The following is a 25,796-nucleotide window of genomic DNA, read 5'->3' as shown; positions in this document are numbered from 1 at the left end:
CTCCCTTTCTGGCTTATGCGGATTTCAGGAATGCATCGATGGCAATCGCGGCCTGTTTGCCGTCTTCGACCGATTGCACAGTCAAATCTTCACCACTTTTAATGCAATCCCCACCGGCAAAGATGCCAGGGGCGGTTGTCTGGTATTTGTCATCGACGACGATTTTGCCGCCGGAAATCTCCATGCCGGCAAGGTCGTCGGTTTTGATTTTTTGCCCGATGGCTTTCAGGATCTGATCGGCACGGATGTCAAAGGTTTCACCGGTCCCGACAAGTTTGCCATCGCGGAGTTCGGTTTTTTCGAACTCCATGCCAATCAACTTTCCATTGGCCTTGATCGCAACCGGCTTGGCCCAATAACGCACGATAACGCCGTTGATCTTGGCCAATTCCTGTTCAAACTCGGTCGCCGACATATGTTCAGCCCCGCGACGATAGACCAATGTGACTTCGTCCGCGCCAAGGCGCTTGGCCTGAACCGCGGCATCGATTGCGGTATTGCCGCCACCAATCACGATCACATTATGACCAACCGGCATGTCCGATTTCGGTTCGGTCTGGCGCAACTGTTCGATAAAGGAAATCGCATCATCGACACCGTCAAATGCCTCGCCCGGAAGGCCAAGGTTATTGCTTGATCCAAGGCCAACACCGACAAACACGGCATCATAACCATCGCGCAATGCCCCAAGGGTAATGTCACGCCCCAATGCCTTGCCGTATTCAATGCGAATGCCGCCAATCCCCAACAGGAATTCAACCTCTCGCTGGGCGAAATCATGGGTCATTTTATAAGCCGCCAATCCGTATTCGTTCAATCCGCCCGGCTTTGCCTTGGCTTCGAACACGGTCACGTCATGGCCCAGCATTGCGGCGCGATGCGCACATGAAAGCCCCGCCGGACCGGCACCGACAACGGCAATCTGTTTGCCGGTTGCAGCCGCACGTTTGAACGGATGGGGCAATTCATCGCGCGCCATCAAATGATCGACAGCAAAGCGTTGCAAACTGCCGATTTCAACGGCGACGTCTTCGGAAACATTCCGCACACAGGCCTGTTCACACAAAACCTCGGTCGGGCAGGCACGCGCACATGTCCCACCCATGATATTGGCCGACAAAATAGTTTTTGCCGCCCCATCCGGGTTCCCGGTGCTGATTTTGCGAATAAAACTTGGGATATCAATGGATGTCGGGCATGCGGTGACGCATGGCGCGTCATAGCAATACAGACAACGATTGCTTTCGGCCATGGCCTGCAAGGTGGAATAGGCCGGATGCAGATCGGAAAAATTGCTGTCAACATCACCGGTTACGGATGCGTGAGCACCACCGGGCATTGCACCTGATTTCGAAGCTTGCTTGGCCTGCAAGTTAGTCATGTTTTGTCTCCCTGCCAAAAAGGCGTCCTCTCCTGGCGTCAGCGAGAGACAAAACAAGAATGACATCCTAAATGACCAAGTTCGCCCCGGAAAACCCCAATGGGGACCGGATGTATTTATGGCGTATGTGAACGGGCGGGCCCGGCCAACTCTGGGTCTTCTAACAATGACATTCTTGGCGTATCCGTCCGGCTTGCGGCCGAACTATTTCCCAGTATTTGATCTGTCGTGTTTTTATAAGCATCGGGTTATCCCCGGTTGATTACACGTACAGATGCCTCTCTCTGACAGATACAGCATGTCCAATCCTGATCATTTGGTCAAGATTAAAATACATACCTGTTTCCATCACCAGAAAACAGTCCGATCAGACAACGGCGATTGCGTTGGAATTTACGGTGTATCAGCCTGCCACCATGGCTGATTGCACCGATTTTCCGCCTTTGGCAGATCTCGATCCCTTACGCGCAGTGACGGTTTCAGCCACCGTAATGACCAAAATGCAGATCGACATCAGAACCACCGATATGGCCGAGGCCGCCGGAAGGTCGTTACCGGTTTCAGCAATCTTGGAATACAGCACCAACGGCAGAATATTGACCTGGGTCCCGACCAGCGCAAGCGCCGTCCCATAGGCCCCAAAGGCAACAGCCGATGTCAGACAGAATGCCGAAATAAATCCCGGGACAAGCTGGGGCAACAGGATATCAAAATGTGCGCGAAAGCCCGACGCCCCCATTGATTTGGCCGCCAAAATCTGGCTGTGGTCGAAATTGATCAGCGGCGGCAACAAGATCATGACCACACGCGGGATCAAATAATATGAATAAGCAAAACCAAGTCCAAGCGGCGAAAAAATAAACCCGCCAATCACTGCCGGATCGGCACCAAGCTTGGCAAGAAGCGTGGTTACAAACCCGGCCCGGCCGAATGTCAGGATAAAGCCATAGGCAATGACAAGCCCCGAAAATGTCAGAGGCAGGGAAATCACAAACATCATGGCGGCACGAAATCTTTCAGATTTCCGTGCCATATGCAGCGATACGAAATACCCGATCACCAGGGAAAAAAGCGGTGCGGAAATCCCGATTGCCATACTCCCCCGAAGCCCCGACCAAAAGATGGGGTCGGCGGCGACCCTGCCAAAGGCAGCGCCGCCATCCGACAAAGAGTCTCCAACAACAAAGATCAATGGCAAAATGAAGAACACCGCAAGAAATACCGTTGCCGGTAAAGCAAGCCAGAGCAGTATATGCGCGCGGCGTCCCATCATTTATTCAATCTCCTTGTCGTGTGCATCTCAGTCTGTTTCTGAACAGCGTCTTAGTTACCGAGAACAGCCTTGGACCAGCCACTATCGATTGCAGCTTTAAGTGCGGTTGCCTTGACAATGTCCATTGGCCGGATCTGAGGGGCATCAGGCATTTTCTCCGCCACATCCGCCGACAGTTTCACCCCCGGAACCGACGGACGAACAAAGCCCTCTGCAAAAGTCGCCTGACCTTCATCGGTCATGATGTAGTTCAGCCAGAGTTTCGCCGCCGACGGGTTCGGTGCATTCTTGACCATGCTGATCGCATAGGGGGCCGCAGCAGAGGCTTCTTTTGGGATGACAACGTCAATGTCGTCCCCCATGCCGTCCTTGTATTTAGCTTTCAGACCGTCATTCTCGTAACCGATCCAGATCGGAATTTCACCCTTGAGGAACTGGGCATAAGGCGTCGCACCAACTGTGCGCAGCACATTACCCGCTTTATGCAGACGACCAAGAAAATCGATGCCCGGCTCGATGTCATCCATGCTGCCACCATTGCCAAAGGCCGCGGCAAACACGACAACCTGTCCCTGACCGGTCGACCGCGGATCAAGATACACGATCGAATTATGATATTCCGGCTTCAAAATATCCGCCCAGCTTTCCGGTGTTTCCTTGACCAGTTTCTTGTTGACCAAGAAGGCCACATTAAGCTTGTGAATGGCGAACCATTTACCATCCTTTTCACGCAGCTCGTCCGGCAGCTCGTTGAAATTAACCGGCTGAAATGGTGCAACCACATCCTTTTCCACCGCATCAAGTGCCGAACCGGCAAAGTAATATGCGGTATCTGCCTGCGGACGATTGCGGGCCTTGTCCAAAGCAACGACCGTCGCGGCCGATCCAAGATCGTTATAAACCATTTCAACGCCCGGATAGCGAGACTTGAAATTCTTGAACTGCGCAGCCCAATTAGCCCAGGTTGGGCCGGTATCGAACGAAACGACCAAGCCTTCTTCTCTGGCTTTTCCGTAAAGCTCCTGTTCACCCTGATACAGTTCCGGACCGTCAAAGGCGCTGGCGGTGGCCGGAACCAGTGAAAGTGCAGCGACAACCGCTGCCTTGATCTTGAATCCCATTGCTGTCTCCTGCTGTCTGAAAGGTCTATGCTGGAAGAACCCGAACATCGTCCGGGGAGATCGTGACACCGGAAATGATGCCTCGGTAACCTGTTTCACCCGTGATCACACCATCGCCAACCACCAGGTCATAGCGCCGAACCGCCCCCAAGAAACGGTCCTGTGTCAGCGTGCCATTGAACCTGTTGATCGGACGACCGGGCTGTTTGTCTTCCTGCCGGGGCCCCTTCCCCTGCCCGTCATCATCGGTGATCGGCATAACCGCCTCGGGCCGGATCAAAAGGGTGACCGCCGCACCGATCTGCCAGGCAGAAGCAACACACTCAATGTTGCCAAATGCGGTTGCGACCAACGTCGGAGACACAACCCTGCCTGGCCAAAGATTGGCCTTGCCGACAAAAGCCGCGACAGTGGTATCAACAGGTGCATCATAAAGCTCGCGGGGTGGTGCAAGCTGCAGCAGCCGCCCTTCATGAATCATCGCGATCCTATCGGCCATCGACAGGGCTTCTTCCTGATCATGGGTAACGTGAATGGTGGCGATATTGGCCGCACGCTGAATATGGGTGATCAAATCGCGCATATCGGTACGCAAGCCAGCGTCAAGGGCCGACAACGGTTCATCAAGCAGCAGCGCCTTTGGCTTGTAAACCAGCGCACGCGCAAGCGCGACGCGCTGCTGCTGCCCGCCGGACAAAGTCCCGGGCAACCGATCCCCCGCATTGGCAAGACCAACCTCACGCAAAGCATTTCGGGCCCGTTCGATCCGTTCATCGCGACCAACCCGACGCAATTTCAACGGATAGGCAATATTTTCAAGCACCGTCATATGCGGAAACAGGGCGTAGGATTGAAATACGATGCCAAGATCCCGATGCTGGGCGGAAACCCCCCGTATGTCCTGCCCCGCAATCAGTATCCGACCAGCCTGTGGCTCCATGAACCCGGCCAAAAGTTTCAAAAGCGTGCTTTTTCCTGAACCGGACGGACCGATCACCACAAGCAGTTCGCCCTTGCCGACCTCAAGGCTGATATCCGACAAACCGCCTTTGCCAGTCGCATAACGATAGGTGACATTGTCAAAACGAATGGTCATGCGCGAACCTTTTGGCGAAGCTGTGCAAGATGCGCCCCGGCAGCACCACCAAAGGCCGCCAACAGGGCAAGAATGATGAGGATAACCGTCGCCGCACAGGCAAGGCCGGTGGCCCCGTAAAAGGCCTGCAACAACACGACGGGATAAGGACGCGACAGAAAACCGGCCACGAGGTTCGATATCTGGAATTCACCGATAGAAATCGCCGTCACCATCATCAGCCCCGACAAAAGGCTATAGCGCAGCGACGGCAAGACGATGTCACGGAACCGCTGCCAAAAACCGGCCCCCAGCGTTTCGGCGACCTTTTCCATATCGGCAATGCCAAGCCGATCCATATCGCCCAAAAGCGTCGCGACGAGATAGGGCAGCGTCAGAACTATATGGGCGCAAATCAGAAGCCAAGTCGTCCCCAACCAGGGCAAATAGTCGCTTGAGAAGACGATGATAAAACCGAAACCCAAAACCAGTTCCGGCACAGCAACCGGCAGCAGCGTAAATATTCTGGCTGCCAGCCGAACACCGCGATTTGCCGCCGAAAAAACGGCATAGGCAAAGGGAACCCCCAGCACCACATTGACGACGCAAGTTGCCGCAACCACTTCGAGGCTGGTCATGAATGCCCGTCGGAAACTCGCATCGCCAATCACCTCGCGATACCAATCCAGGGTGAACCCGGTCGGCAGCAAACTGTTGGTCCAGCTTGTTCCAAACGAACCGACCAGCAAAAGCGCGATCGGTGCGATCAGATAGAGGGTGTAAAGAAAGGTCACCAAACCCATGCAAACAGTCCTTCGGGAAAATCCGGTCTTGTTCGGCAAATAACAGACATCTGTCCGACAAGATCGGCCCGACGAACATCATGCGAGGGCCAATTTACAGAGTGTAAGAATTTACACCAATGTAAGTTTTATGACATTTAAGATAACACAATCAGGATCAAGCATCATCCCGATCCAAAACCCCAAGAAAGGCACAGGCAATACCGGCCATAACAGCAGGAACATCCTTGCAGCGCACAATATCAGGAACTTCAGGCGCACTCGGCAGGGCAAAGACCGGACGATTGTAATGCAGACCATAAGCCATCTCGGTAATGGTGCCGTACCCCCCTCCGACCGCGACCAGAACACGCGCCGAACGCGCGATCACCGAATTACGAGTCGGCCCGATTCCAGTCGCCAACGGTACGCTTACATATGAATTAGCAGTGTCAAATTCATCTCCCGGCAACAGACCCAGAACCAAGCCCCCCGCCTGATACGCCCCGCGTGATGCGGCCTCCATGACGCCTGTGCGCCCACCGGTCAGCAATGTATATCCAACATTGGCAAGTGCCGCCCCCAATGCTTCGGCATCGGAGCATTCCTGATCACTGGCGTCCTTTGCACCGATCACAGCCACCGGAACCTGACGCACCTTTTGCGTCTCAAACAACCAGCGCATTGCGTCTTCTGCCGATACAGGGCGCAAATCACCCGCACCTTTATCGACCGACACGGATGCATCATCTATCCAGCAAAGCCCCCAAGGATCAAATATCCTTCCTTCGCAACGCAGCAACATTTTTTCCGTATCAATATAAATTGGCATGTTGCAATATCCTTTTCTGATCAAAACCCAGCGCCCAGATATGTAAGTTAATTTACATTCATGTGCCAGCGAAGATTAAAAGGCCGGATCATAACATTGCCGAATACACCCGAAACCGAAACCAGCGTTAACATACGCCAGCGCGATATCCTGCATATCGTTCGCAATCAGGGCTTTGTCACACTTGATGCGCTGGCTGAAAAGTTCGACGTATCGACACAGACCGTGCGCCGCGATGTCATTGACCTAAGCAAACAGGGTCTGTTGCAGCGCTTCCACGGTGGGGCGGGCCTGCCCAACAACATGGTGCGGCTGGGTCACGAGCAAAAAAATCGCCTTTCACCCAAGGCCAAGCAACTTATCGGCGAAAAAACCGCCCAATTAATCCCCAACGGGTCGGCGGTTTTCCTTGATGTCGGCACCACGGCCGAGGCAGCGGCACGCGCCCTTGGCAATCATCGTAATCTTCGCATCGTCACCAACAGCCTGCTCTGCGCTTCTATCGTTTCGGCACAATCCCATCTTGAAATCCATGTGATTGGCGGCATCGTGCATGGCAACGACGGATCACTGGTCGGCCCGGAATCCGGTCAGTCTCTACGCCGCTTTGCGCTCGATTACACCATTATCGGCTGCTCCGGACTGGATGAATTTGGCGCACCACTTGATCATGACCGGCAAAAAGTGGCTATCAAACATGCGGCAATCCATGCGGCACGACACAGCATCCTGATTGCCGATCAGTCCAAATTCCACGCCCGCCCCTTCATGCGCATTGCCGAACCGACCGATTTCAAAAGCTTCGTGACCGATCATACTCCACCAGAACATATTGCGTCGGCCTGGCATGCGGCTGGCGCCAACATCATCGTCGTCTGACCCATTACGTGCATGACGATGACAGTTCGAACAATATGCCGAACCGGGAATTCGCCGGTATGATCGAAATCACGATCCGCCTTAAAGCGAATAACTGTCTTTGACCGCCTCCATCACGACAAAGGTCGATGTGTGCGAGACATAGGGCAATTCTGAAATCTTTTCCCCCAAGACACGACGATAATCGCCGATATCGCGGCTGCGTACCTTGATCAGATAATCAAAGGCGCCTGCAATCATGTGGCATTGCTCGATTTCGGGAATTGCGCGCGCGGCTTTGTTAAACGCATCAAGCGCCTCGGTCTTGGTATCTGTCAGGATCACCTGAACGAATGCGATATGGCTGGCACCCATTTTTTCCGGATGCAAAATGGCGCGATAACCAAGGATATGTTCGCTTTCTTCAAGCCGTCGCAACCGAAGGGCGCAGGGCGTTTTTGAAAGCCCCACACGATACGCCAGATCCGTGACCGTAATCCGGCCATTAACCGCCACTTCGCGCAGGACGGCCAGATCAATCTTGTCCAAGACTCCCATTTGGTCCCCCTAATGTAATCTTTTTCCCTAACAACCAAGAAATAATAAGTGAAATTACCCAAGGATCAAATCAACTTTAGGGAAAATTACCTGTCATAAAGTCGTATCATTGGTTGAAGGCAGCCCAACGGCGAAATAGCGGGTGATAAAACCCGCGGCCGCATGTTGCCAAGAAGACCGGACCAAGTCCGGCGATATGGGAGTGAACAAGCCGACAACGAACAACTATCGCAAAAAGGGACTTCACCATGTCAGAGACAACACCGATCCTGATCGGTTATGACGGTACAGATGCCTCAGACCGCGCCGTCCAGTTCGCCGCGAACCGCGCCAGTGCCGAAGGTTGCCCGGTTCATGTCATTCATGTTCTGGAATGGTCGCCATACAGCTTTCTGTCGACCAAAGAACTTGAAGAACGTCATCAACGCCGTACCGAAGAACTCTCTCGTGCCGAGGCCACCATTGCCCCGGCACTTCGTGTTTTTACCGACCGCAACATCCCCGTAACGTCCGAAGTCCGTTATGGCCATTCCGGTGAATTGATGTGTCAGATCGCCACAGAAAAAAAGGCGACACAGATCGTCATCGGCCGCAAGGGCGGCACGGCTCTTGGTGCGCGGCTTATGGGCAGCCTTGCCCTGACACTTGTGCAAGCCAGCCCCGTGCCCGTCACCGTGGTGCCCTGAACACCAACAGGTTTGCAGTCAAAAACATAAAATAATCAAAATCGGAGAGTTCTCATGTCTTGCCAGAAATACGTCCCGGCATGGGCCGCAGGCTTAGCCACATCCATTTTCCCATTCATGACGATGGCGCAAGAAGTAACACTTGATCAGCGCATCAATGAAACCATTGCCCCGGTTTCAAATGTCATTGCCAGTATCATTTTTTATTCTGTTCCCATCGGTGACACCAACTTCCCCCTGATCGTCGGCTGGCTGGTGCTTGCCGCTGCGATCTTCACCATCTATTTCGGCTTTGTGCAGTTCCGCAAATTCGGGCATGCCATTTCGCTAGTCAAAGGCGATTATTTCCATCCCGAAGACGCTGGCGAGGTTACCCATTTTCAGGCCCTTGCCACCGCCCTTTCGGGCACTGTCGGACTTGGTAATATTGCCGGTGTGGCCGTTGCAGTTTCCATTGGCGGGCCGGGTGCAACATTCTGGATGATCCTTGCCGGGTTAATGGGCATGGCATCGAAATTCACCGAATGTACGCTTGGCGTGAAATACCGCACCGAATTGCCCGATGGGCGCGTTTCGGGCGGACCAATGTATTACCTGTCCAAAGGCTTGGCTGAAAAAGGCAAACCGGGCCTTGGCAAAACACTGGCGATCATCTTTTCCGTCTGCTGCATCGGTGGTGCTGTTGGTGGTGGTAATATGTTCCAGGCCAATCAGGCGTTCCAACAGATGGTCAATGTCACCGGTGGCGACAGCAGCTTCTTGGTCGGCAATGGCTGGTTGTTTGGTTTGGTTATGGCCGTGATCGTTGGCTCGGTCATCATTGGCGGCATCAAATCCATCGCCAAAGTCACCGAAAAAATCGTGCCGTTCATGGCGGTTATTTATGTCACCGCCGGTCTTGTCATCATCATCAGCAATATCGGCATGGTCGGTCAGGCCTTTAGCGACATCTTTGTCGGCGCCTTTACCGGTGCCGGTGTCGCCGGCGGGGTTGTCGGTGCGCTTATTCAGGGCTTCAAACGTGCAGCCTTTTCTAACGAAGCCGGTATTGGTTCTGCTGCGATTGCACATGCGGCTGTCCGGACCAAGGAACCGATCACCGAGGGATACGTTGCCCTGCTTGAACCGTTTATCGACACGGTGGTGATCTGCACCATGACTGCCCTTGTCATCACCATCAGCGGTGAATTGAATTCCGGATTGACGGGTGTCGAATTGACATCGGCGGCCTTTGCCTCGGCCTATACCTGGTTCCCGCTTGTTCTGGCATTGGCCGTTGTACTGTTTGCCTTTTCCACCATGCTGTCATGGTCCTATTACGGGCTTAAATCATGGACCTATCTGGTTGGTGAAGGCAAAGGCAAGGAGATCGTCTTTAAACTGTTCTTCTGCCTGTGCGTTATCGTCGGAGCCAGCATGAGCCTTGGCCCTGTGATCGATTTCTCGGATTCCATGATCTTTGCCATGGCCATTCCAAACGTCATTGGTCTTTACCTGCTGATGCCCGTTGTCCGCGCAGAAATCAAGCAGTATTGGGCCAAGATCGACAGCGGTGAAATCCGCAAGGTCGATAAAGCAATCACGGCCAAAGCCCAAGCCTGATCCTCTCTCACTAAAAAGCCCCCCCCTGCTGCTAACAGGGGGGGGCTTTTGGTATTTGTGGTACTCTATTCCATGACTTCGATATGATCGTCCTTGCCCGGCACCTTGCGTTTGGGCCCATGCATCAAGAGCAAAAGCGGCACCACGCCAATCACGATCCACATCATCGCCTGAAAGTCATCCAGATAGGCAATCGCGCTGGCCTGCTTTGTCACTGCCGCGTTTAGCAACACCACACCGGTAGTTGTTTGCCAATCCCAGATATCAGGCAACCACGGTGACTGCATTGCCAATCTGAACGGCGTTAACACCGCGGCCAAGCTGGCATGCACCACCTGCGTGTTTTGGGTCAGCATGGTGGTCATCACCGAAATGCCGATGCTTGATCCGATATTGCGCATCAAACTGAACATCGCCGTGCCTTCGGTGCGGTAATGCGGATCAAGGGTTGCAAAGGTGATCGTGCTCAGCGGCACGAAAATAAAACCAAGTCCGATCCCCTGAATAATCCCGGTTCGGATGATGGTGAATTCACTGACATCCGTCGTAAAGCCCATCATCTGATATAGCGACAAAGCTGTCATAAACAGGCCAAACAGGATCAGAATTCGGGTATCGATCTTGCCGACAAGTCGCCCGACAAACATCATCGCAATCATGGTCCCCACTCCGCGTGGGGCCAATAATATGCCCGCCGTTACCACCGGGTATCCCATCAAATTTTGCAAAAACGGCGGCAGAAGGGCCAATGTCGCAAGCAACACAACACCGACGATAAAGATAAAAAGCAACCCGATGACAAAGTTGCGGTCGGTAAACAGCCCTGGCTCCAGAAACGGGTTCTTTGCCGTGAACATATGCACAATGAACATATAAAGGCATACCGCTGCCAATCCCGTTTCAATCAGGATTTCAATCGACGAAAACCAGTTCTGGCTTTCACCGCGATCCAGCATCATCTGCAATGCGCCGATTGAAAGGCTAAGCAACGCAAAACCGAACCAGTCAAAGGACAGACCATTGCGCTTATCGGTTTCCGGGACAAACGCCATGATCCCGCCAAGTGCCAAAAGCCCGACCGGCAGGTTGATATAAAACACCCAGCGCCAGTTATAATATTCCGTCAGATACCCGCCCAATGTCGGCCCCAAAATCGGCCCCAACATCACCCCCATACCCCACATCGCCATGGCTGAACCGTGCTTTTCCTTGGGGTAAGTATCTAACAAAACCGCCTGCGACAGTGGCACAAGCCCGGCCCCGAATGCGCCTTGCAGCAACCGGAACATCACCATTTCAGGCAAGGATACGGCCGCGCCGCACAGCATGGAGGCAATGGTAAAACCGGTTACCGACACCAAAAAAAGCTTCTTGCGGCCAAACCGCGCGGCCAAAAACCCGGTCGGCGGCGTCATGATCGCGGCGGCAACAATATAAGAAGTCAGCACCCAGGAAATCTGATCCTGGGTGGCCGCCATACTGCCCTGCATATGCGGCAAGGCAACATTGGCAATGGTGGTATCAAGTGCCTGCATGATGGTGGCAAGCATGATCGAAACGGTGGTCAGACCGCGTTCAAGCGGCGTGGTCGTGCTGGCCGCCGTCGCGGCTGCACTCATTGCAGCGAACCTTCGGTGCCCGCTTCGGCCTGATTGATCCCGATCCAGCCCAGCGCGACCGTGGCAAAGGCTGGAATTTCGCGTTTGTGATGGGTATCAACCTCGATCTCGGTGCTCATACCGGCGCGCAATTCCGGGCCGCCGTTTTCAATATCAACGGCAATCCGCACCGGAACACGTTGCACAACCTTGACCCAGTTTCCCGTCGCGTTCTGGGCCGGAATAACCGAAAATTCCGCACCTGTTGCCGGGGCAAGCGAATGAACCGCCCCATGCCAAACCTTGCCCGGATAGGCATCGACCGAAATCTCAGCCTCCTGCCCCGGCTTAAGATAGGTCAGGTCGACTTCCTTGAAATTGGCGTCGATCCAGATGACGTCACTTGAAACCAGACTTGCCATCGCCTGCCCGGCTTTGACATAAGCACCTTCTTCGGGCTTGTTGCTGATCACACCGCGAAACGGTGCGGTGATTTCGGTATGGGTCAGGTCAAGTTCTGCCTGCTCCAGCGCGAATTTGGCTTGTTGATATTGCGGCAAATCCTCGACCGGGGTGTCAAAACGCCCGCCCAATTTTGCCAATGTGGTTTTCATTGCTCGCTGATCCAGAACAATGCGCTGTTTCGCAGCCAAAAGGGCGTTTTGTGCCTCGTCCAATGACGCCTGCGACGTCACATTGCTTTTGCGAAGGGCCAATTGGCGATCAAACTTCTTTTTGGCGAAATCCAGATTGATCTTCGCCAGTTCAAGGCTGCCCTGAAGTTCTTCATAACTTTGTCTCAGGGCCTCGATTTCCTGCCTGGTGGCGGCAAGATCGGCATGCGCACGTTCAACCGCAATCTGAAAAGGTCGCGGATCAATGCGGAACAGAACATCGCCCTTTTCCACGCGCTGGTTTTCATGGATCAGGATCTCTTTGATCGGGCCATCGATCTGCGGGCTGATGGCGACCATATCGGCATGGATATAGGCGTTTTCAGTGCCGATAAACCGCCCGCCAGAATAATACCAGTATGCACCGCCCGCGATCACCGCAAGCGGGCCAACCAAAAGCAACACCGGACGCAGCCAGCGTTTCTTGCGTTTGGCAACATTTTGTTCGTTACCGGCGGATGCGCCAGCATTTTCCAAATTCTGTGTCATGGTCATGGGGCCTTGGGTTATTTGTCTGCCGATGCGGTTTCCGTCTGACTTTGCGCCTGTTCGGCGCGTGTCAGATTGTCGTACATCTGGCCAAGTGCGGTGACGAGTATTTCTTGGGTTTCCGGCGACAGGCCTGCCAGTGCTTCTTCACGTGTCTTTGCGGCATGCACCCAAATCCGATCAATCAGCGCGCCTGCCCGCTCCGTCAGATAAAGCAGAACAGCACGCCGATCACTTGGATCAGGACGACGTTCAACCAAACCTTGCTCTTCCAGCTTGTCGATCAGACGTGCCGTCGTTATGGGCTGAATTTCCAGCATCTCGGCAAGGGTAACCTGCCGAATGCCTTCGTTCCGCGCAAGATAGGCCAAGGCCTGCATCTGCGCCTGAGTCAGGCCAAAATCATGGGCGCGCCGCATGAAATTACGACGCATCAAACGCGTCACATCCTTCATCAGAAAACCGATATTCTGCTTGGGATCATGAAAAGACGGCACCTTTGTGCCTCCGTCAATTTTAAAGATGATTTGTATATAATAAGCAATATATACTATTTTTAATTTTGACCACAAGTTAGATATTTTCGCTCCGCCCTGCAGTCGATGAATGGCTGGTGCCCCCATCGCCTGCTTTGCTTTTGCCCCGAAATATGCGATTTTGATCGGCAATAGATGCGCGTTTGTGTTATGAACCGCGCAAAAGCTCGACTGACTTTGATATAAGTCGGATCAGGCAGAGAGTTTCCCGCATTTCCCGAAAAGAAGACCCGCAAGTGATGAGTGATCAACCGCACCGTTCCGAATTACTGATGCCCGCAGGCTCGCTCGAAAAGCTGAAAGTGGCCGTACTCTATGGTGCGGACGCCGTTTATATGGGCACGCCTGACCTGTCGCTTCGGGTTAAAAGCCAGATGTCGCTTGATGATGTTGTCGAAGGCATCGGTTTTGCGCATGAAAATGGTGTTCGCGTTTATCTGACGCTGAACCTGTTCTCGCACAACAAGGATATCGACAAACTGCCGGAATATGTCGATACGGTGCGCAAGGTCAAACCCGATGGATTGATCGTTGCTGATCCGGGCGTGTTCATGTTCGTCCGCGAACATGCGCCCGAACTTGACCTGCATGTCTCGACCCAGGCCAATGTCTGTTCCTGGCAAAGCGTCAAATTCTGGCAAAGCATCGGGGCAAAGCTTGTCGTACTGGGCCGCGAGGTTTCATACGAGGAACTGACCGAAATTCGCGCCAAATGCCAAGACATCAAGATCGAGGCCTTTGTCCATGGGTCGATGTGCATGACCTATTCGGGTCGTTGCCTGTTGTCGAACTTCATGGCCGAACGTGGTGCGAACCAGGGAGCATGTGCCAATTCGTGCCGCTGGAAATATAAAGTCCACATGAAGCTTAAGGACGGCACGGTCAAAGAACTGCACCTGACCGAAGAAAACCTCGAGATGTTTGATTTCTTCCTCGAAGAAGAAATGCGTCCGGGCGAACTGATGGAAATTCAGGAAGACGAACGTGGCTCATACATCCTGAATTCACGTGATCTTTGCATCATGCCGAAACTTGAAGACTACCTTAAAATCGGCGTCGATAGCCTTAAGGTCGAAGGTCGCGGCAAAAGCCCGTATTACGCCGGTCTGGTTGCCCGTGCCTATCGCATGGCGATTGATGACTGGTACGAAGACCCGGAAAACTGGTCAGCCGAACCTTATATGAAGGAACTGGCGACCATTCCGAACCGGGGCTATACCCTTGCCTTCCACGACGGCCGCCTGACCAATTATGCCCATGGCTATGACACCAACGTTAATGTGGCTGATTGGGAATTTGCCGGGGTCATCGAAGAAGTTCAAGATGATGCGTTTATCATGACGGTCAAAAACCGCATGTTGGTCGGTGACGTGATCGAAATCGTCCCGCCACGGTCGCGTCAGACCGTTTTCATCCGCATGTATGAATTCATCGATGCCAAAACCGGCAATATCGGCGAAGCGGTCCACGCCAACACCCAGCCGCGCATCCGTCTTCCGTTTTCCCTGTTTGAACAGGAAGACCCGGAATTCCTGCGCACCGAAATTCTGCCGATGACCATCGTGCGCAAGGAAAAAGCCCTGTCCGAAGACGAATGGCAACGCCTGAAACTCGATCAGGAAGCGCATCGGATCGAAATGGGCAAAGGCAACGAAGAACGTTACGACGTCAAACGCGAAGCGCTTCAAACCGCCCTTGATGATCGCCAAAAAGAACGCACCTTCCGCACCCCGCGTGTCGGCACCAAGGGCTGTTGTGGCCGGGGTTGCAATGGCTGCCTGATCTTCTGGCACGACGAAAGCTACGCCAAAGCCCGCGAAATCCTTGCCAAGCGCAAACAGGGCGAGATGCTTGAAAGCGACGGCAAGACGATTGCTGCGGAATAGTCGCAACAACTCTGATCCAAAATAAAACGGCAGCATTTCAAATGCTGCCGTTTTATTTTGCCCGGATTAATCCGCACAATGAATGCTTAATCGGCCACCTTCATCGCCCGGGCTTGCAGCCGGTCAATCCGGCGAAGCGCCAACCAGCCCACCGCAACAAATACCACCAACATCGCCATCCCCGCCAGCGCCAGATTATATTCAAGCAACTCGACCATACCCGCACCAAAGCTATAGCCAAACATGAAATAAATTCCGATCCATGCCAGCATAGAGACAACGCTTAACACCAAAAAACGGCCCAAACCCATGCTGCTCATACCGACCGGAAACACCCCGATCGACCGGATCGAATTCGGATAGCGGCAGAGCATGATATAAGCCACACCATAATGCTCAAACAGGCGCATCGTCTTGCCAATCATGATGCCAACAGCATCCGGCAACTTGCCAACAATTGTATCACCATACCGCCGCCCGATGAAAAACCGCACCATATCGCCAACAAATCCTCCCGCCACCATCGCGGTCAGCGACGGCACCAGCAACAGACTTTCCATCACAACAAAAATACCGACAAAGATCGGCAGAAAACTGCTCTTGCTGACGCAATAGGTAAAGATCAGCGTATAGACCAGTTGCTGATGATCATGAATCCAAAGATTGATCGTCTCGAACACTTCAAATCTCGCCTGCTTGGACAAAAGGTTTGAAGGCTTCTAGATCAGTCAGGTCATATAGGCGAGTGTGCGGCTTCACACTCCGCTCCTTTCATCCTAGAGAAAACCAACTAATCATCGGAACAAGTTATTGTGATTAAACAACGCTTAACAGCAGCCTTGAATACGAATGGCTTGAAACATACAATCTCAAAATAATTTATAATAGTAAATCACTCAAAAATCGCATCCTATTAGGGAATTCAGCGGGGTAACGTATTGTTGGAAGATGTCCTTAACAAAACTATAATCAACTCAACAAGGTCGATTAAGGAACATGAGGTACTCAGATTCTCAGCCACAATTGGTGACGCACCAAATGAAACAACTGTAGATATTGCGCGAAAGGAAGTTCTCCGCTGGACTGAGCGGCGATGCGGAGGCGAGTTACCTGTTTCAGCTTGGAACTTTGAAAGCTTCGAATACTTCACGGGAGGTAGAACAAGTGTTGGAGTCCGAATTGAAGGAGAGTCATCAGACATTTGGGGTATCAGAGCCGACGACCCTGACAAAAATATCGCAGGCAGAACATGGACGACCGAGGCAATTGTTGGTGCGAAAAATGGGGAGGTTGCGAAGCTAAGTCTTCGGTTGTTAGTCTCCACAGCAGAACCGGACCTGAACATCACAGCTCATACACCAGGTTTAGCTCAACAAATTTCCGATAAATGCGGGCTATTCATTGACCGTTGGCGAATGTCGCCTAAACCGTGGGTCATTGATTCTGAATCAAGCTTAAACAATTTAGTAGAAATGCTTTTCGATGAAAATAGAACATTTCCTGTATTTGTTTTATCCGTTCCAGATGTAACATCAGATGCCAACCGTACAATCATAAACTCTGAGGCATTAGCAAAGGCAACATTGGGGATAGGTCGAGCAGCAATACTACACTCCAACTATACATGGAAACTAACTAACATAGTCGGAAAATCTCGTTCCGTTTTTGGGGGAGCGGTCCGTGTATACATGCCTAAGTTTTCTATCAACTCCGATCCTTTCGATCATAAACTTTTCCTCGCAGAACATCTTCGAACAGAAGACGGGATAACTGATTGCTCAAAGTGGTTGCGTAATTTTGCCGCGACAGAGAGTTTGAAGAAGAAAGGCCTCGGTAACGATCCTCTCAAGTTTTCAACCTTGCGAGACGCTAGTCTGAAAACGAAACAAGAACGTTTAGCGTTGGATGGAGCGGCAGACAGCGCACAGCTATCTGCCGCAAATGAGCGTATCGCTGCTCTTGAGAAAAATATCGACGAAGAAATAGCAACGCAAGAATACTTTGCAAAAGAGCACGCCGCAGCAGAAGCACGAGCAGAAGATGCAGAGAGACTTCTTATCGCCTCAAACCAGAGAATTCAATTTCTTGTAGAAAAACTACAAGAAAAAGGGGCTGCGCAAGAGGACGAAACAGAACTGCCCTCCGATTGGTCTGAGCTTAACGATTGGGTCGACGCTAACCTAACCGGTCGTCTCGTGCTTTCACCATCTGCACGCAGGGGCATAAGATCTCCCAAGTTCAGAGATGCCTCGCAAGCAGCAAGATGCCTCCTTTGGTTAGCATCTCACTGCAGAGACAGTCATATTAACGGCGGGGATGGTAGCCTAAGAGAACATCCAATTGAAGACGGGATACGGAACGCGCATTGCGGAGGTGATCGATATGAGACTAAATGGCAAGGGCGTACTTGCACAGTCAATTGGCATGTAAAGAACGGAGGCGATACAAGAGACCCGGAGAGGTGTTTGAGGATTTATTACTTCTGGGATCCCGCAACTTCTCAAGTTGTCGTTTCGGATATGCCTGCTCACCGCAGGACTGGTGCCACCTAATTAAAATTAGCAAGGTCACTTTTGCACACTTAAGAGTTTCCTGAAACTGATGATTCACTTCACTTAATGTGCCAACTCAAACCGGATCGGCTGCGCGCCTTCCCAAAGCGTCATCTTGCCAAGCTTTTCAAGGTCATCAATATTGCTGGTCACCGTAATGAAATGGTTGCCCGCAAGCTGGCCCATTTTTGATGCAAAATGCACCCCGCCATAGGCCAGAAGGATTTCGGTTTCGCTGATCCCGCCGGGATAAAGAATGATTTGGCCCGGTGCCGGATAGCTGGTGTGGTTTTCATAATCGACACCAAACTGATAATCGCCCAGCGGCATCCAGACGCCCTCACCACTCCAACGCACATGCACCGCCTTGCTTTCAAACGGCATGCGATCCATGAACGCCTTGCAGGTTTTAGGCGCTTTTTCAATTTCCAGCACAGCATCAAAGCTGAACGGCCCGGCGGTAATTTTAATTTTGGTCATTATGCTTTCCAAATCAGTGACGCGATGCGTGTTGTGCCCCCGTCAGATATCAATTGAATTAAGGGCTACATGGGCATGCGCGCCGGGTCAATTGCCCGTCACGGGATATGCACAAATTGCAAAGCCTCATGTTAAAATCTGACACTTCACATTCCAACGCTTCAAAAAACCGGCCTTTTGCGCCATTTTTGCCCATAATTACAATTTAATCGTCGATCCTGCGGTTAGTTTCATGAAAAACGACCGAAAATTTCACTTGCATTAAAGGTGCAACAGGCGTAAATGCGGACTTGCCCAAAGTCGCACGTGCCTGTGGTGGTCCTGCTTAAAGAACCCTGTAGGACTTACTTAAAGCAACGACGGTGTAGGGCTTTTTTGGTCTCAGGTGGTTGTCCAAATCCACCGACGCTAAAGAGGCACACCATCATTGCCCACGTGCGGACGGGGAACCCCCATCCACAGCGAGGCAGACTTCGCACGTTCCGGTAGGCACCGGAGCTTTTCAGCCTGTCGGTAGTCCGCGTATAGCGCCTCCACCGCGCCTAAACGCATCAGGTACCGCAAGCTGCCATATCGTGGAATGGGAAGAACGCCCCAATGGCAACGCAGCGTATTATTGATTTCCTCGCCCAGAACCGACCAGAAGGTCCGTGCCTGGTTGTTGATCTTGACGTGGTTCAGCGCAACTACGAAACCTTTACTCATGCCCTTCCAGACAGCCGTATTTTTTACGCCGTCAAAGCCAATCCGGCACCGGAAGTCCTAAGCCTGCTTGCCAATCTTGGCAGCAACTTTGACACCGCATCTGTCGTTGAAATCGAAATGGCGATGGCCGCGGGTGCAACGCCGGATCGCATTTCCTTTGGCAACACCATTAAAAAAGAACGCGACATTGCGCGCGCCCATGAATTGGGTATCCGTCTTTTTGCGGTGGATTGCGTCGAAGAAGTTGAAAAAATTGCCCGTGTTGCCCCGGCTGCACGCGTATTTTGCCGCATTCTGACCGACGGTGAAGGCGCTGAATGGCCGTTATCGCGCAAATTTGGTTGCGCGCCGTCCATGGCACTCGAAGTTCTTGAACATGCCCATCACCTTGGCCTGCATGCCTATGGCGTGTCGTTCCATGTTGGATCGCAGCAGTGCAATCTTGATGCATGGGACAAGGCACTTGGCGAAGCCGCATCGATTTTCAACACCCTTGCGGATCGCGGCATCCAATTGTCGATGGTCAATATGGGCGGCGGTTTTCCGACCCGTTACCTGCGTGACGTTCCAAAAACCCATGCTTATGGCGCGGCAATTGTTGACTCGCTGCACACCCATTTTGGCAATCACATGCCCGAAACCATTATCGAACCGGGCCGCGGCATGGTCGGTGATGCGGGCGTGATCAAAGCCGAAGTTGTTTTGATTTCGCGCAAACATGCCGATGATCCGATCCGCTGGGTTTACCTCGACATTGGTAAATTCGGCGGTCTGGCCGAAACCATGGACGAAGCCATCCGTTACCCGATCACAACCATCCATGATGGCGGCGATGTGGCGCCTTGTGTTCTGGCGGGGCCAACCTGTGATTCTGCCGATGTGATGTACGAAAAGAAACCCTATGATCTGCCGATTGCCCTGACCATCGGTGACGAAGTTCTGATCGAAGCAACGGGTGCCTATACCACCACCTATTCCGCTGTGGCGTTCAACGGGTTCTCGCCGTTGGCGTCCTATGTGATCTAGAGATCGCATAGATGATCGTGATTGATCGCGAAAGCAGCTTTTCGCATGTCGAACGCGAAAAACTTCTGGATCGTGTGATGGGTCCGGCGCGCTTTGGCAAATCATCCGAAGCCTTGCGCCGCGGCCGCCTGCCGGCCGACGGTCTGGCGTTTGTCGCACACGACGGCAAACACATGATCGGTACGGTACGTCTGTGGAATGTCCAAGCCGGTAACAGCGGTTCTGCGCTGTTGCTGGGGCCGCTTGCGGTTGAAAAGGTCTATAACGGCTCGGGCGTTGGCGCGGGTCTGATGTATGCAGCACTCAATGCGGCCCAATCAACCGGTCACCGTTCGGTCCTGCTGGTCGGCGATCCGGATTACTACGCGCGTTTTGGCTTTCATGCCGCATCTGCCAACGGCCTTGCCATGCCCGGCTATTTTGATCGCCACCGGTTCCTTGGCATCAACCTTGGCCCCGAAGATGCCCTTTCGGGTTCCACCGGCATCCTTTCGGCAACCGGCCAATTGGCACACTGATACGACCATAATTTGATGAAAAAGCCCCGCAGCACTGGCTGCGGGGCTTTTCTGCTTAAGTGCTTTGGGTCAGCTACTTTGCCAATTTGCCGCAATGACAACCTGCACGTTATCGTAGTCACTGTTATGACTAATGCTGCCCATACTGATAGCATCAACTCCGAACACAGACATGGCATCAACCAATGCCTGAACATTACCTCCGTCAAGATAGGCGCCAGAATCAAGTTCGATCTGATCAACATGGTTCGTACCGCCCCCGGAAAACCAATCCGCCACGGTCAAGCGATCCTGTGATCCAAGCATCTGAATAACAAGATCATCATCTTGCTGGAATAACCAAACATCTTCTTCTTCCAAGCCTGTTCCGAGTGAAATTTGATCGCTGTTATCGGCATCATTAATTTGATCAATGCTGTCGCCAAGGCCAAACATGAATGTATCGGCACCACTTCCGCCCGTCAGAACGTCATTTCCAACGCCCCCGGATAGAGTGTCATTACCCGCACCGCCCGATAGATTGTCATCGTTCTCGTTACCAGCAATGACATCATTCCCATTTCCGCCAATTAACGTATCTCTGGCCTTATTGCCCTCAAGTACATCATCACCCGTTCCTCCCGTGATCGTGCGGCTATAATCAACAGCACCAAACCCACCTTGTCCATCACCAAAACGCGTCCAAATCCTGCCTTCACTGTCGCTAATCAAAGCATCAATGTTGCCATCACCGTTCGCGTCATAGAAGTCGAGAGAAAAACCTTCATCAAGCGTATTGACATCAAGATCGGGATCTATGGCCCAAGTGATGTCAGCATTGATATTAAGCTCATCAGTTTCGATCCAGCTCACAGGCTGATCCGAATAGTTATCCGAGTTCAGGAATACATCCCCAATTGTTCCACCAAGTTCCGCAAATGAACTTTCAACGAAAAGAGGGACCGCCAAATCAGAAAGAGTTGTACTCGTATAGAATTCCATCCCATCTCGGGTGTAGACAACACTGCCGTCATCCCGACGCTCTATCCCAAACACCTCTCCGGAATGATAAGAACCAAACAGGTATTGCTCTCCATCTTCATACACAGTCACAACACCATCCGGTCTAAGATAAACGGCATAGCTATAACTCAAAAACTCCTGCTCACTGACCTCGGTCGAGAACCCAATCAAGCGCCCTTTATCTGTCTCAGTCGCGACAACAGACAAACTTCCCGCCCCTTCAAGCTGCTCAAAGGCATGTGCGCCGACACTCCATCTAACAAAAGTTGCGCCCGATGCTGTTCTATCGAACATTTTGCTCAATCTGGTTTGCAGTCCTGTCCCCAAAGCATTGATCGGATCAAATCCACCATTACTATTTCCAAGATGGGTCCATAGACGTCCATCCGCATCATTTAAGATCGCATCAACAATTCCATCACCATTCAGATCGGCATAATTCGTTTCGATGCCTTCGCCATAGGACGCGATGTCAACATTGCTGGTTGTGGGTATCCATCCAACCTGGGTTACGTCATCCCCATCAGCACCAATTGAAACGTTGCCAGTGGTTCCCCCCGGCGTATGTATGACCGTTTCAGCAAACAATGCTTCAGTTGGAGGAGAAATGACCGAGCTCGTATAAAGCACTTCACCATTTTGAATATAACTGACGACACCGTTCTCATCTTTAACGATGCTCAATTCATCTGCAACACCGAGAGATCCGAACCGCCCTAACTCTTCACCATTCTCTGCTACCCCAAGCAGGCCATTACTCCAAATATGGAAAGCATAAGTTACCGCGCCTGCACCTGGCTCATTTGACAATCCAATAACCCTATGTGCGCCCTCATAAGGGGTAGTCAATATTAAACGACCATTACCAACAAAACTTTCGAAAGAATGAGCAACCGCATCCCAGCCATTCATACCCGATGTTTTGGTTAAAGGGCCACGCAAAGGTTCAATATCACCAAATGACCCTGCACTATCGCCCAACCGAACCTTAAGCCTGCCATTCTCATCGCTTAGCAATGCATCGACGTAACCGTCACCATTGAGGTCATGATACGATACCGAAACATCTGCACCAATCTCAGCATCTGGCAACACCAAACCATCGCCCGCTTCCTGAAGGGCACCAAAGTCTCCTTCCCCGTCCCCAAGCCTTGTCCAAATGCGACCATCCGATGCACTCATTAATGCATCAACATTTCCATCACCGTTAACATCCGCATATTTCGTTGTGATACCCTCATCGATCATCCCGGTGTTGATTTCTTTCTGAGTTATCCAGTCATCAACAACATTCGTTTCCCCGTTTACAGTAACGTTTACTTCACCAATTGTTCCGTTCGGATGTAAAATTCCACCTTGAACATACAACGGCATATCCAAAGGTGAGTTCAGTGCCTTTACGTAAATAACCTCGCCATTCTTGGTGAAGGCAATAGCTCCATCATCTCGCCGTTCAACTCCGAAAACGTCTCCGGGCTGATATGTCCCAGAAGGTCCATTAACTGGATAACCAACACCTGGAGTGGACTTTGTAAAAACAGTAAACCTTGATTGACTCTGATGCAGATAAATACCGTAATCTATTGTATACTCGCTCATTGCAGCCCTAGGCGAACTGGTAAAACCAACTTTCCTACTAGTTGTCGTTTCAGTTGCGACAACAGTCAAACTAACGGCACCAGAAACGGATTCAGGCGAATAAGCATGCTTCCACCCCACATAAGTAGGGGACACATTTGTTAAAACAGATGAATTACCTATGCCCAATGCCTGAAGATCTTCGAAACCACCTGCTTGATTGCCAAGTCGCGTCCATAAGTTACCACCCGATGAGCTAATCAGGGCATCTGCGTATCCATCCTGATTAATATCGTGATAACTGACACTAAGGTCTTCGGAGAACTGACCTAGAATTGATCCAAAATCATAAGATTGTCCGGCTTCAAAAGAACCTGAATCGTCCCCGTTTCCTGACCGGCTCCAAAGTACGCCTATTGCCGAATTAAATATCGCATCGACATTACCGTCACCATTTACGTCCGCATAATGCACATCAAGATCTTGCCCTAACACGTCAGATTCCGTCCCGTACCCGACATATTGAGCAACACCAAATCCGCCGCCGCCATCCCCCAACCGGGTCCAGACCCGGCCAGTGCCATCGCTGAGCAATGCGTCAAGATTTCCATCATTATTTGCGTCGGCATAATTTACTTTGAGAGCACCATCAAAGACGTTGCCAATTGCCAAAGCAACAGTGCCTTCGCGACTAACACCCTGCGTATCCGTGACACGATACGTAAAGCTGTCTTCACCAACATAGCCACCATTTACGGTAACGCTTGCAGTACCGTCAGCATTTACAATAACACTGCCATTGGTCGGACCATTGATCAGCTCAAAATTAAGCACATCACCATCAACATCCGTACCATGAAGAAGATAATCAATGGTACCGGCTTCGCCCATTGAGATGAAACCGCCCAAGACGACCGGCGCGTCATTCGTCCCGTTTACAGTGATGTTGATTGTCGATTGCGCGGTGCCACCGTTACCGTCACTAATCTCGTAAGTGAAACTGTCGATTTCAGCCTGCCCTGCCGCCAGCCCCTGAACGGCTTCTCGCGAATTATCCAGTTGATAGCTATATGAACCATCAGCATTAATAACAATCGCGCCATAAATACCCGAAACCGTTTGACCAACTTCAGAAACACCCCCCGCAACAGACACAACTTGCAGCGCATCGCCATCCACATCGCCATCATTGGCAAGAACGTTACCCGTAACCGGTGCGGTGGTCACATCCTCGGTAACGATCATAACATCAGCAACCGCAGACGGCGCATCATTACGACCTTCCACAACAACTACTGCAGATGCCCCAACCGACGCCCCCCCATCAGAAACAGCATAATCAATATCAATGGTAACACTTTCGCCTTCCGCCAGATCATTGAATTGCGCCGGATCAAAAACCAATTCGCCCGTTACTTGGTCAAGAGAATAAGCCAACTGCCTTCCATCACCGACGGTGACCGTTGCACTTTGTATACTTAAAACATCACCATCAGCATCCGATGCGTTCGACAGAAGATTAATGACAGCAGTTTGTTGATCCTCGTCAAACATCGCCTCTGTCTGCCCGATAATCACCGGCGCGTCATTGGTCCCGGTAAGGGTTACGTTCACGGTTGTCGATACGATCCCCCCATGCCCGTCATCTATGTTCAAGATAAAGCTTTCGACAATTATCTGACCTTCGGCCAAATCATCAAGCGCACCATCCGAAACAACATAGTTCCACTCAACTACGCCCGTTGCAGACGCGCTAAGCGTTGCCGTCAACGCCCCTCTTGGTCCGGATGGAGGCGTTACTGAAATTGAATGACTATCGGACAAATCCGAATCCGAAAACTCAACAGTTCCACTGGCTGCATGATTAACGGTATCTTCGCCGGCTTCACCATTTTCAAGTTCGGTAATGACAGCCCCCGGCGAGGCAACAACAATTTCCGGCCCGTCATTCTTGCCAGTAATTGTTACAGTCACTTCCTTGGAAGTTTCGCCTCCCAGATCATCAACAAGAAGCAGCGTGAAAGTCTCTGTAACACTCTCTCCTTCTGCCAGGTGATCAATGGCACCATCATTGACCGAGTATTGCCAAAGCACCAACCCCTCTCCATCATCGGTTGCTGTATCCATTACAAAAGATGTGAATGAACCAGAGGGCAAAACAGGACTGACAACAGTAATGCTATGAGACCTGGAAATATCTGCATCGCTAAAATTAATGAGCCCAGCTGTCACATGGTTCTTTTGAGACTCGCTAGGGACACCATCGGCAAGTTCATTAATTGCGCCGACGTCGCTACCGGTGCCCCATAAAGAAGACACTGTAACGTTTTCATTTTGCTGAACGCTCATACTATTTCCTCCTGAAATGCCAAAGCAACGGATCCGGTTGTGAATACACAAAGAGTTTCCCTAAAACACGGCAACCCTATGAAACTATTATTTTTAATATCACACCCTCTTCATCAGGCACACTTTAAAATTGCATAACATTCCTATCCAATCACGTAAGCCCAACAATTTCAGCAATCCTCAAACACCAAAAGCCCCACAGCGATTTGCTGCGGGGCTCTCTCTTTTCCAGATT

Annotated in this window: 20 protein-coding genes; 7 read left to right on the top strand and 13 right to left on the bottom strand. The window is 51.7% G+C overall.

Annotated features, from left to right (window positions below):
- Window positions 1-13: 13 nt before the first annotated feature.
- The 6 genes from TALK_RS12050 to TALK_RS12025 all read right to left on the bottom strand — a co-directional run bounded on the left by TALK_RS12050 (window position 14) and on the right by TALK_RS12025 (window position 6,464).
- Complete coding sequence (locus TALK_RS12050) at window positions 14-1,381, bottom strand: NAD(P)-dependent oxidoreductase (RefSeq protein ID WP_085619171.1); 1,368 nt, start codon at window positions 1,379-1,381, stop codon at window positions 14-16.
- A gap of 403 nt (window positions 1,382-1,784) precedes the next feature.
- On the bottom strand, window positions 1,785-2,654 hold the full coding sequence (locus TALK_RS12045) for an ABC transporter permease (protein ID WP_139833811.1): 870 nt from the start codon (window positions 2,652-2,654) through the stop codon (window positions 1,785-1,787).
- Window positions 2,655-2,704: 50 nt separating this feature from the next.
- On the bottom strand, window positions 2,705-3,775 hold the full coding sequence (locus tag TALK_RS12040; protein ID WP_085619170.1) for an extracellular solute-binding protein: 1,071 nt from the start codon (window positions 3,773-3,775) through the stop codon (window positions 2,705-2,707).
- A 25-nt stretch (window positions 3,776-3,800) separates the two neighbouring features.
- On the bottom strand, window positions 3,801-4,871 hold the full coding sequence (locus TALK_RS12035) for an ABC transporter ATP-binding protein (protein ID WP_085619168.1): 1,071 nt from the start codon (window positions 4,869-4,871) through the stop codon (window positions 3,801-3,803).
- Window positions 4,868-5,653, bottom strand: a complete 786-nt coding sequence (locus TALK_RS12030) for an ABC transporter permease (RefSeq protein ID WP_085619166.1) — start codon at window positions 5,651-5,653, stop codon at window positions 4,868-4,870. The genes TALK_RS12035 and TALK_RS12030 overlap by 4 nt, the downstream gene beginning before the upstream one ends.
- A 157-nt stretch (window positions 5,654-5,810) precedes the next feature.
- Window positions 5,811-6,464 carry a TIGR00725 family protein gene (locus tag TALK_RS12025; protein ID WP_085619164.1) on the bottom strand — a complete coding sequence of 218 codons (654 nt, stop codon included), beginning with the start codon at window positions 6,462-6,464 and terminating at the stop codon, window positions 5,811-5,813.
- 96 nt (window positions 6,465-6,560) lie between these two features.
- On the opposite strand from TALK_RS12025, the gene TALK_RS12020 reads away from it, so the two are divergent.
- Entirely contained in the window at window positions 6,561-7,343 is a 783-nt protein-coding gene (locus TALK_RS12020) for a DeoR/GlpR family DNA-binding transcription regulator (protein WP_169715017.1), read from the top strand.
- An 81-nt stretch (window positions 7,344-7,424) separates the two neighbouring features.
- On the opposite strand, the gene TALK_RS12015 is transcribed toward TALK_RS12020, so the two are convergent.
- On the bottom strand, window positions 7,425-7,880 hold the full coding sequence (locus tag TALK_RS12015) for an Lrp/AsnC ligand binding domain-containing protein (RefSeq protein ID WP_085619160.1): 456 nt from the start codon (window positions 7,878-7,880) through the stop codon (window positions 7,425-7,427).
- Window positions 7,881-8,128: 248 nt separating this feature from the next.
- Between TALK_RS12015 and TALK_RS12010 the strand changes: the two genes are divergently transcribed.
- Both TALK_RS12010 and TALK_RS12005 read left to right on the top strand, forming a co-directional pair.
- On the top strand, window positions 8,129-8,566 hold the full coding sequence (locus TALK_RS12010) for a universal stress protein (protein WP_085619158.1): 438 nt from the start codon (window positions 8,129-8,131) through the stop codon (window positions 8,564-8,566).
- A gap of 54 nt (window positions 8,567-8,620) precedes the next feature.
- Window positions 8,621-10,168, top strand: a complete 1,548-nt coding sequence (locus tag TALK_RS12005) for an alanine/glycine:cation symporter family protein (protein ID WP_085619156.1) — start codon at window positions 8,621-8,623, stop codon at window positions 10,166-10,168.
- A gap of 65 nt (window positions 10,169-10,233) precedes the next feature.
- Here TALK_RS12005 and TALK_RS12000 read toward each other — a convergent pair whose 3' ends face one another.
- Genes TALK_RS12000 through TALK_RS11990 form a run of 3 tightly spaced genes read right to left on the bottom strand, consistent with a single transcriptional unit; the run spans window position 10,234 to window position 13,426 of the window.
- A complete protein-coding gene (locus TALK_RS12000; RefSeq protein ID WP_085619154.1) occupies window positions 10,234-11,787 on the bottom strand; it encodes a DHA2 family efflux MFS transporter permease subunit in 1,554 nt (517 codons plus the stop codon).
- Window positions 11,784-12,929 (bottom strand): HlyD family secretion protein, encoded by a 1,146-nt coding sequence (locus tag TALK_RS11995; RefSeq protein ID WP_169715016.1) that lies wholly within the window; start codon window positions 12,927-12,929, stop codon window positions 11,784-11,786. The genes TALK_RS12000 and TALK_RS11995 overlap by 4 nt, the downstream gene beginning before the upstream one ends.
- A gap of 17 nt (window positions 12,930-12,946) precedes the next feature.
- Window positions 12,947-13,426, bottom strand: coding sequence for a MarR family winged helix-turn-helix transcriptional regulator (locus TALK_RS11990; RefSeq protein ID WP_139833810.1), 480 nt, complete (start codon window positions 13,424-13,426; stop codon window positions 12,947-12,949).
- A gap of 278 nt (window positions 13,427-13,704) precedes the next feature.
- Between TALK_RS11990 and TALK_RS11985 the strand changes: the two genes are divergently transcribed.
- Window positions 13,705-15,351: a U32 family peptidase C-terminal domain-containing protein gene (locus TALK_RS11985; RefSeq protein WP_085619150.1), complete on the top strand. Its 1,647-nt coding sequence runs from the start codon at window positions 13,705-13,707 to the stop codon at window positions 15,349-15,351.
- 86 nt (window positions 15,352-15,437) lie between these two features.
- Here the strand turns inward: TALK_RS11985 and TALK_RS11980 are convergent, their stop codons facing one another.
- Window positions 15,438-16,031 carry a DedA family protein gene (locus TALK_RS11980; protein ID WP_085619148.1) on the bottom strand — a complete coding sequence of 198 codons (594 nt, stop codon included), beginning with the start codon at window positions 16,029-16,031 and terminating at the stop codon, window positions 15,438-15,440.
- A 261-nt stretch (window positions 16,032-16,292) separates the two neighbouring features.
- On the opposite strand from TALK_RS11980, the gene TALK_RS11975 reads away from it, so the two are divergent.
- On the top strand, window positions 16,293-17,903 hold the full coding sequence (locus TALK_RS11975; protein WP_139833809.1) for a hypothetical protein: 1,611 nt from the start codon (window positions 16,293-16,295) through the stop codon (window positions 17,901-17,903).
- A 63-nt stretch (window positions 17,904-17,966) separates the two neighbouring features.
- Here TALK_RS11975 and TALK_RS11970 read toward each other — a convergent pair whose 3' ends face one another.
- Window positions 17,967-18,383 (bottom strand): DUF3830 family protein, encoded by a 417-nt coding sequence (locus TALK_RS11970; protein WP_085619144.1) that lies wholly within the window; start codon window positions 18,381-18,383, stop codon window positions 17,967-17,969.
- A 597-nt stretch (window positions 18,384-18,980) separates the two neighbouring features.
- On the opposite strand from TALK_RS11970, the gene TALK_RS11965 reads away from it, so the two are divergent.
- Both TALK_RS11965 and TALK_RS11960 read left to right on the top strand, forming a co-directional pair.
- The gene (locus tag TALK_RS11965) at window positions 18,981-20,114 is read left to right on the top strand and encodes a type III PLP-dependent enzyme (protein ID WP_085619142.1); all 1,134 of its coding nucleotides are present in this window, start codon (window positions 18,981-18,983) and stop codon (window positions 20,112-20,114) included.
- 11 nt (window positions 20,115-20,125) lie between these two features.
- Entirely contained in the window at window positions 20,126-20,632 is a 507-nt protein-coding gene (locus TALK_RS11960; protein ID WP_085619140.1) for a GNAT family N-acetyltransferase, read from the top strand.
- A gap of 69 nt (window positions 20,633-20,701) precedes the next feature.
- On the opposite strand, the gene TALK_RS11955 is transcribed toward TALK_RS11960, so the two are convergent.
- The gene (locus TALK_RS11955; RefSeq protein ID WP_085619139.1) at window positions 20,702-25,561 is read right to left on the bottom strand and encodes a VCBS domain-containing protein; all 4,860 of its coding nucleotides are present in this window, start codon (window positions 25,559-25,561) and stop codon (window positions 20,702-20,704) included.
- Window positions 25,562-25,796 lie beyond the last annotated feature (235 nt).

The organism is Thalassospira alkalitolerans (genome assembly GCF_002115745.1).
In the GTDB taxonomy this organism is placed as follows: domain Bacteria; phylum Pseudomonadota; class Alphaproteobacteria; order Rhodospirillales; family Thalassospiraceae; genus Thalassospira; species Thalassospira alkalitolerans.
This window is presented reverse-complemented; position numbering and strand designations above follow the sequence as displayed.

Coding starts and splice junctions, on each gene's coding strand:
- TALK_RS12015 (WP_085619160.1), bottom strand. CDS start 7,880: ATGGGAGTCTTGGACAAGATTGATCTGGCCGTCCTGCGCGAAGTGGCG.
- TALK_RS11955 (WP_085619139.1), bottom strand. CDS start 25,561: ATGAGCGTTCAGCAAAATGAAAACGTTACAGTGTCTTCTTTATGGGGC.
- TALK_RS12045 (WP_139833811.1), bottom strand. CDS start 2,654: ATGATGGGACGCCGCGCGCATATACTGCTCTGGCTTGCTTTACCGGCA.
- TALK_RS12050 (WP_085619171.1), bottom strand. CDS start 1,381: ATGACTAACTTGCAGGCCAAGCAAGCTTCGAAATCAGGTGCAATGCCC.
- TALK_RS12030 (WP_085619166.1), bottom strand. CDS start 5,653: ATGGGTTTGGTGACCTTTCTTTACACCCTCTATCTGATCGCACCGATC.
- TALK_RS12005 (WP_085619156.1), top strand. CDS start 8,621: ATGTCTTGCCAGAAATACGTCCCGGCATGGGCCGCAGGCTTAGCCACA.
- TALK_RS11985 (WP_085619150.1), top strand. CDS start 13,705: ATGAGTGATCAACCGCACCGTTCCGAATTACTGATGCCCGCAGGCTCG.
- TALK_RS11965 (WP_085619142.1), top strand. CDS start 18,981: ATGGCAACGCAGCGTATTATTGATTTCCTCGCCCAGAACCGACCAGAA.
- TALK_RS12040 (WP_085619170.1), bottom strand. CDS start 3,775: ATGGGATTCAAGATCAAGGCAGCGGTTGTCGCTGCACTTTCACTGGTT.
- TALK_RS11995 (WP_169715016.1), bottom strand. CDS start 12,929: ATGACACAGAATTTGGAAAATGCTGGCGCATCCGCCGGTAACGAACAA.
- TALK_RS12025 (WP_085619164.1), bottom strand. CDS start 6,464: ATGCCAATTTATATTGATACGGAAAAAATGTTGCTGCGTTGCGAAGGA.
- TALK_RS12035 (WP_085619168.1), bottom strand. CDS start 4,871: ATGACCATTCGTTTTGACAATGTCACCTATCGTTATGCGACTGGCAAA.
- TALK_RS11970 (WP_085619144.1), bottom strand. CDS start 18,383: ATGACCAAAATTAAAATTACCGCCGGGCCGTTCAGCTTTGATGCTGTG.
- TALK_RS12000 (WP_085619154.1), bottom strand. CDS start 11,787: ATGAGTGCAGCCGCGACGGCGGCCAGCACGACCACGCCGCTTGAACGC.
- TALK_RS11960 (WP_085619140.1), top strand. CDS start 20,126: ATGATCGTGATTGATCGCGAAAGCAGCTTTTCGCATGTCGAACGCGAA.
- TALK_RS12010 (WP_085619158.1), top strand. CDS start 8,129: ATGTCAGAGACAACACCGATCCTGATCGGTTATGACGGTACAGATGCC.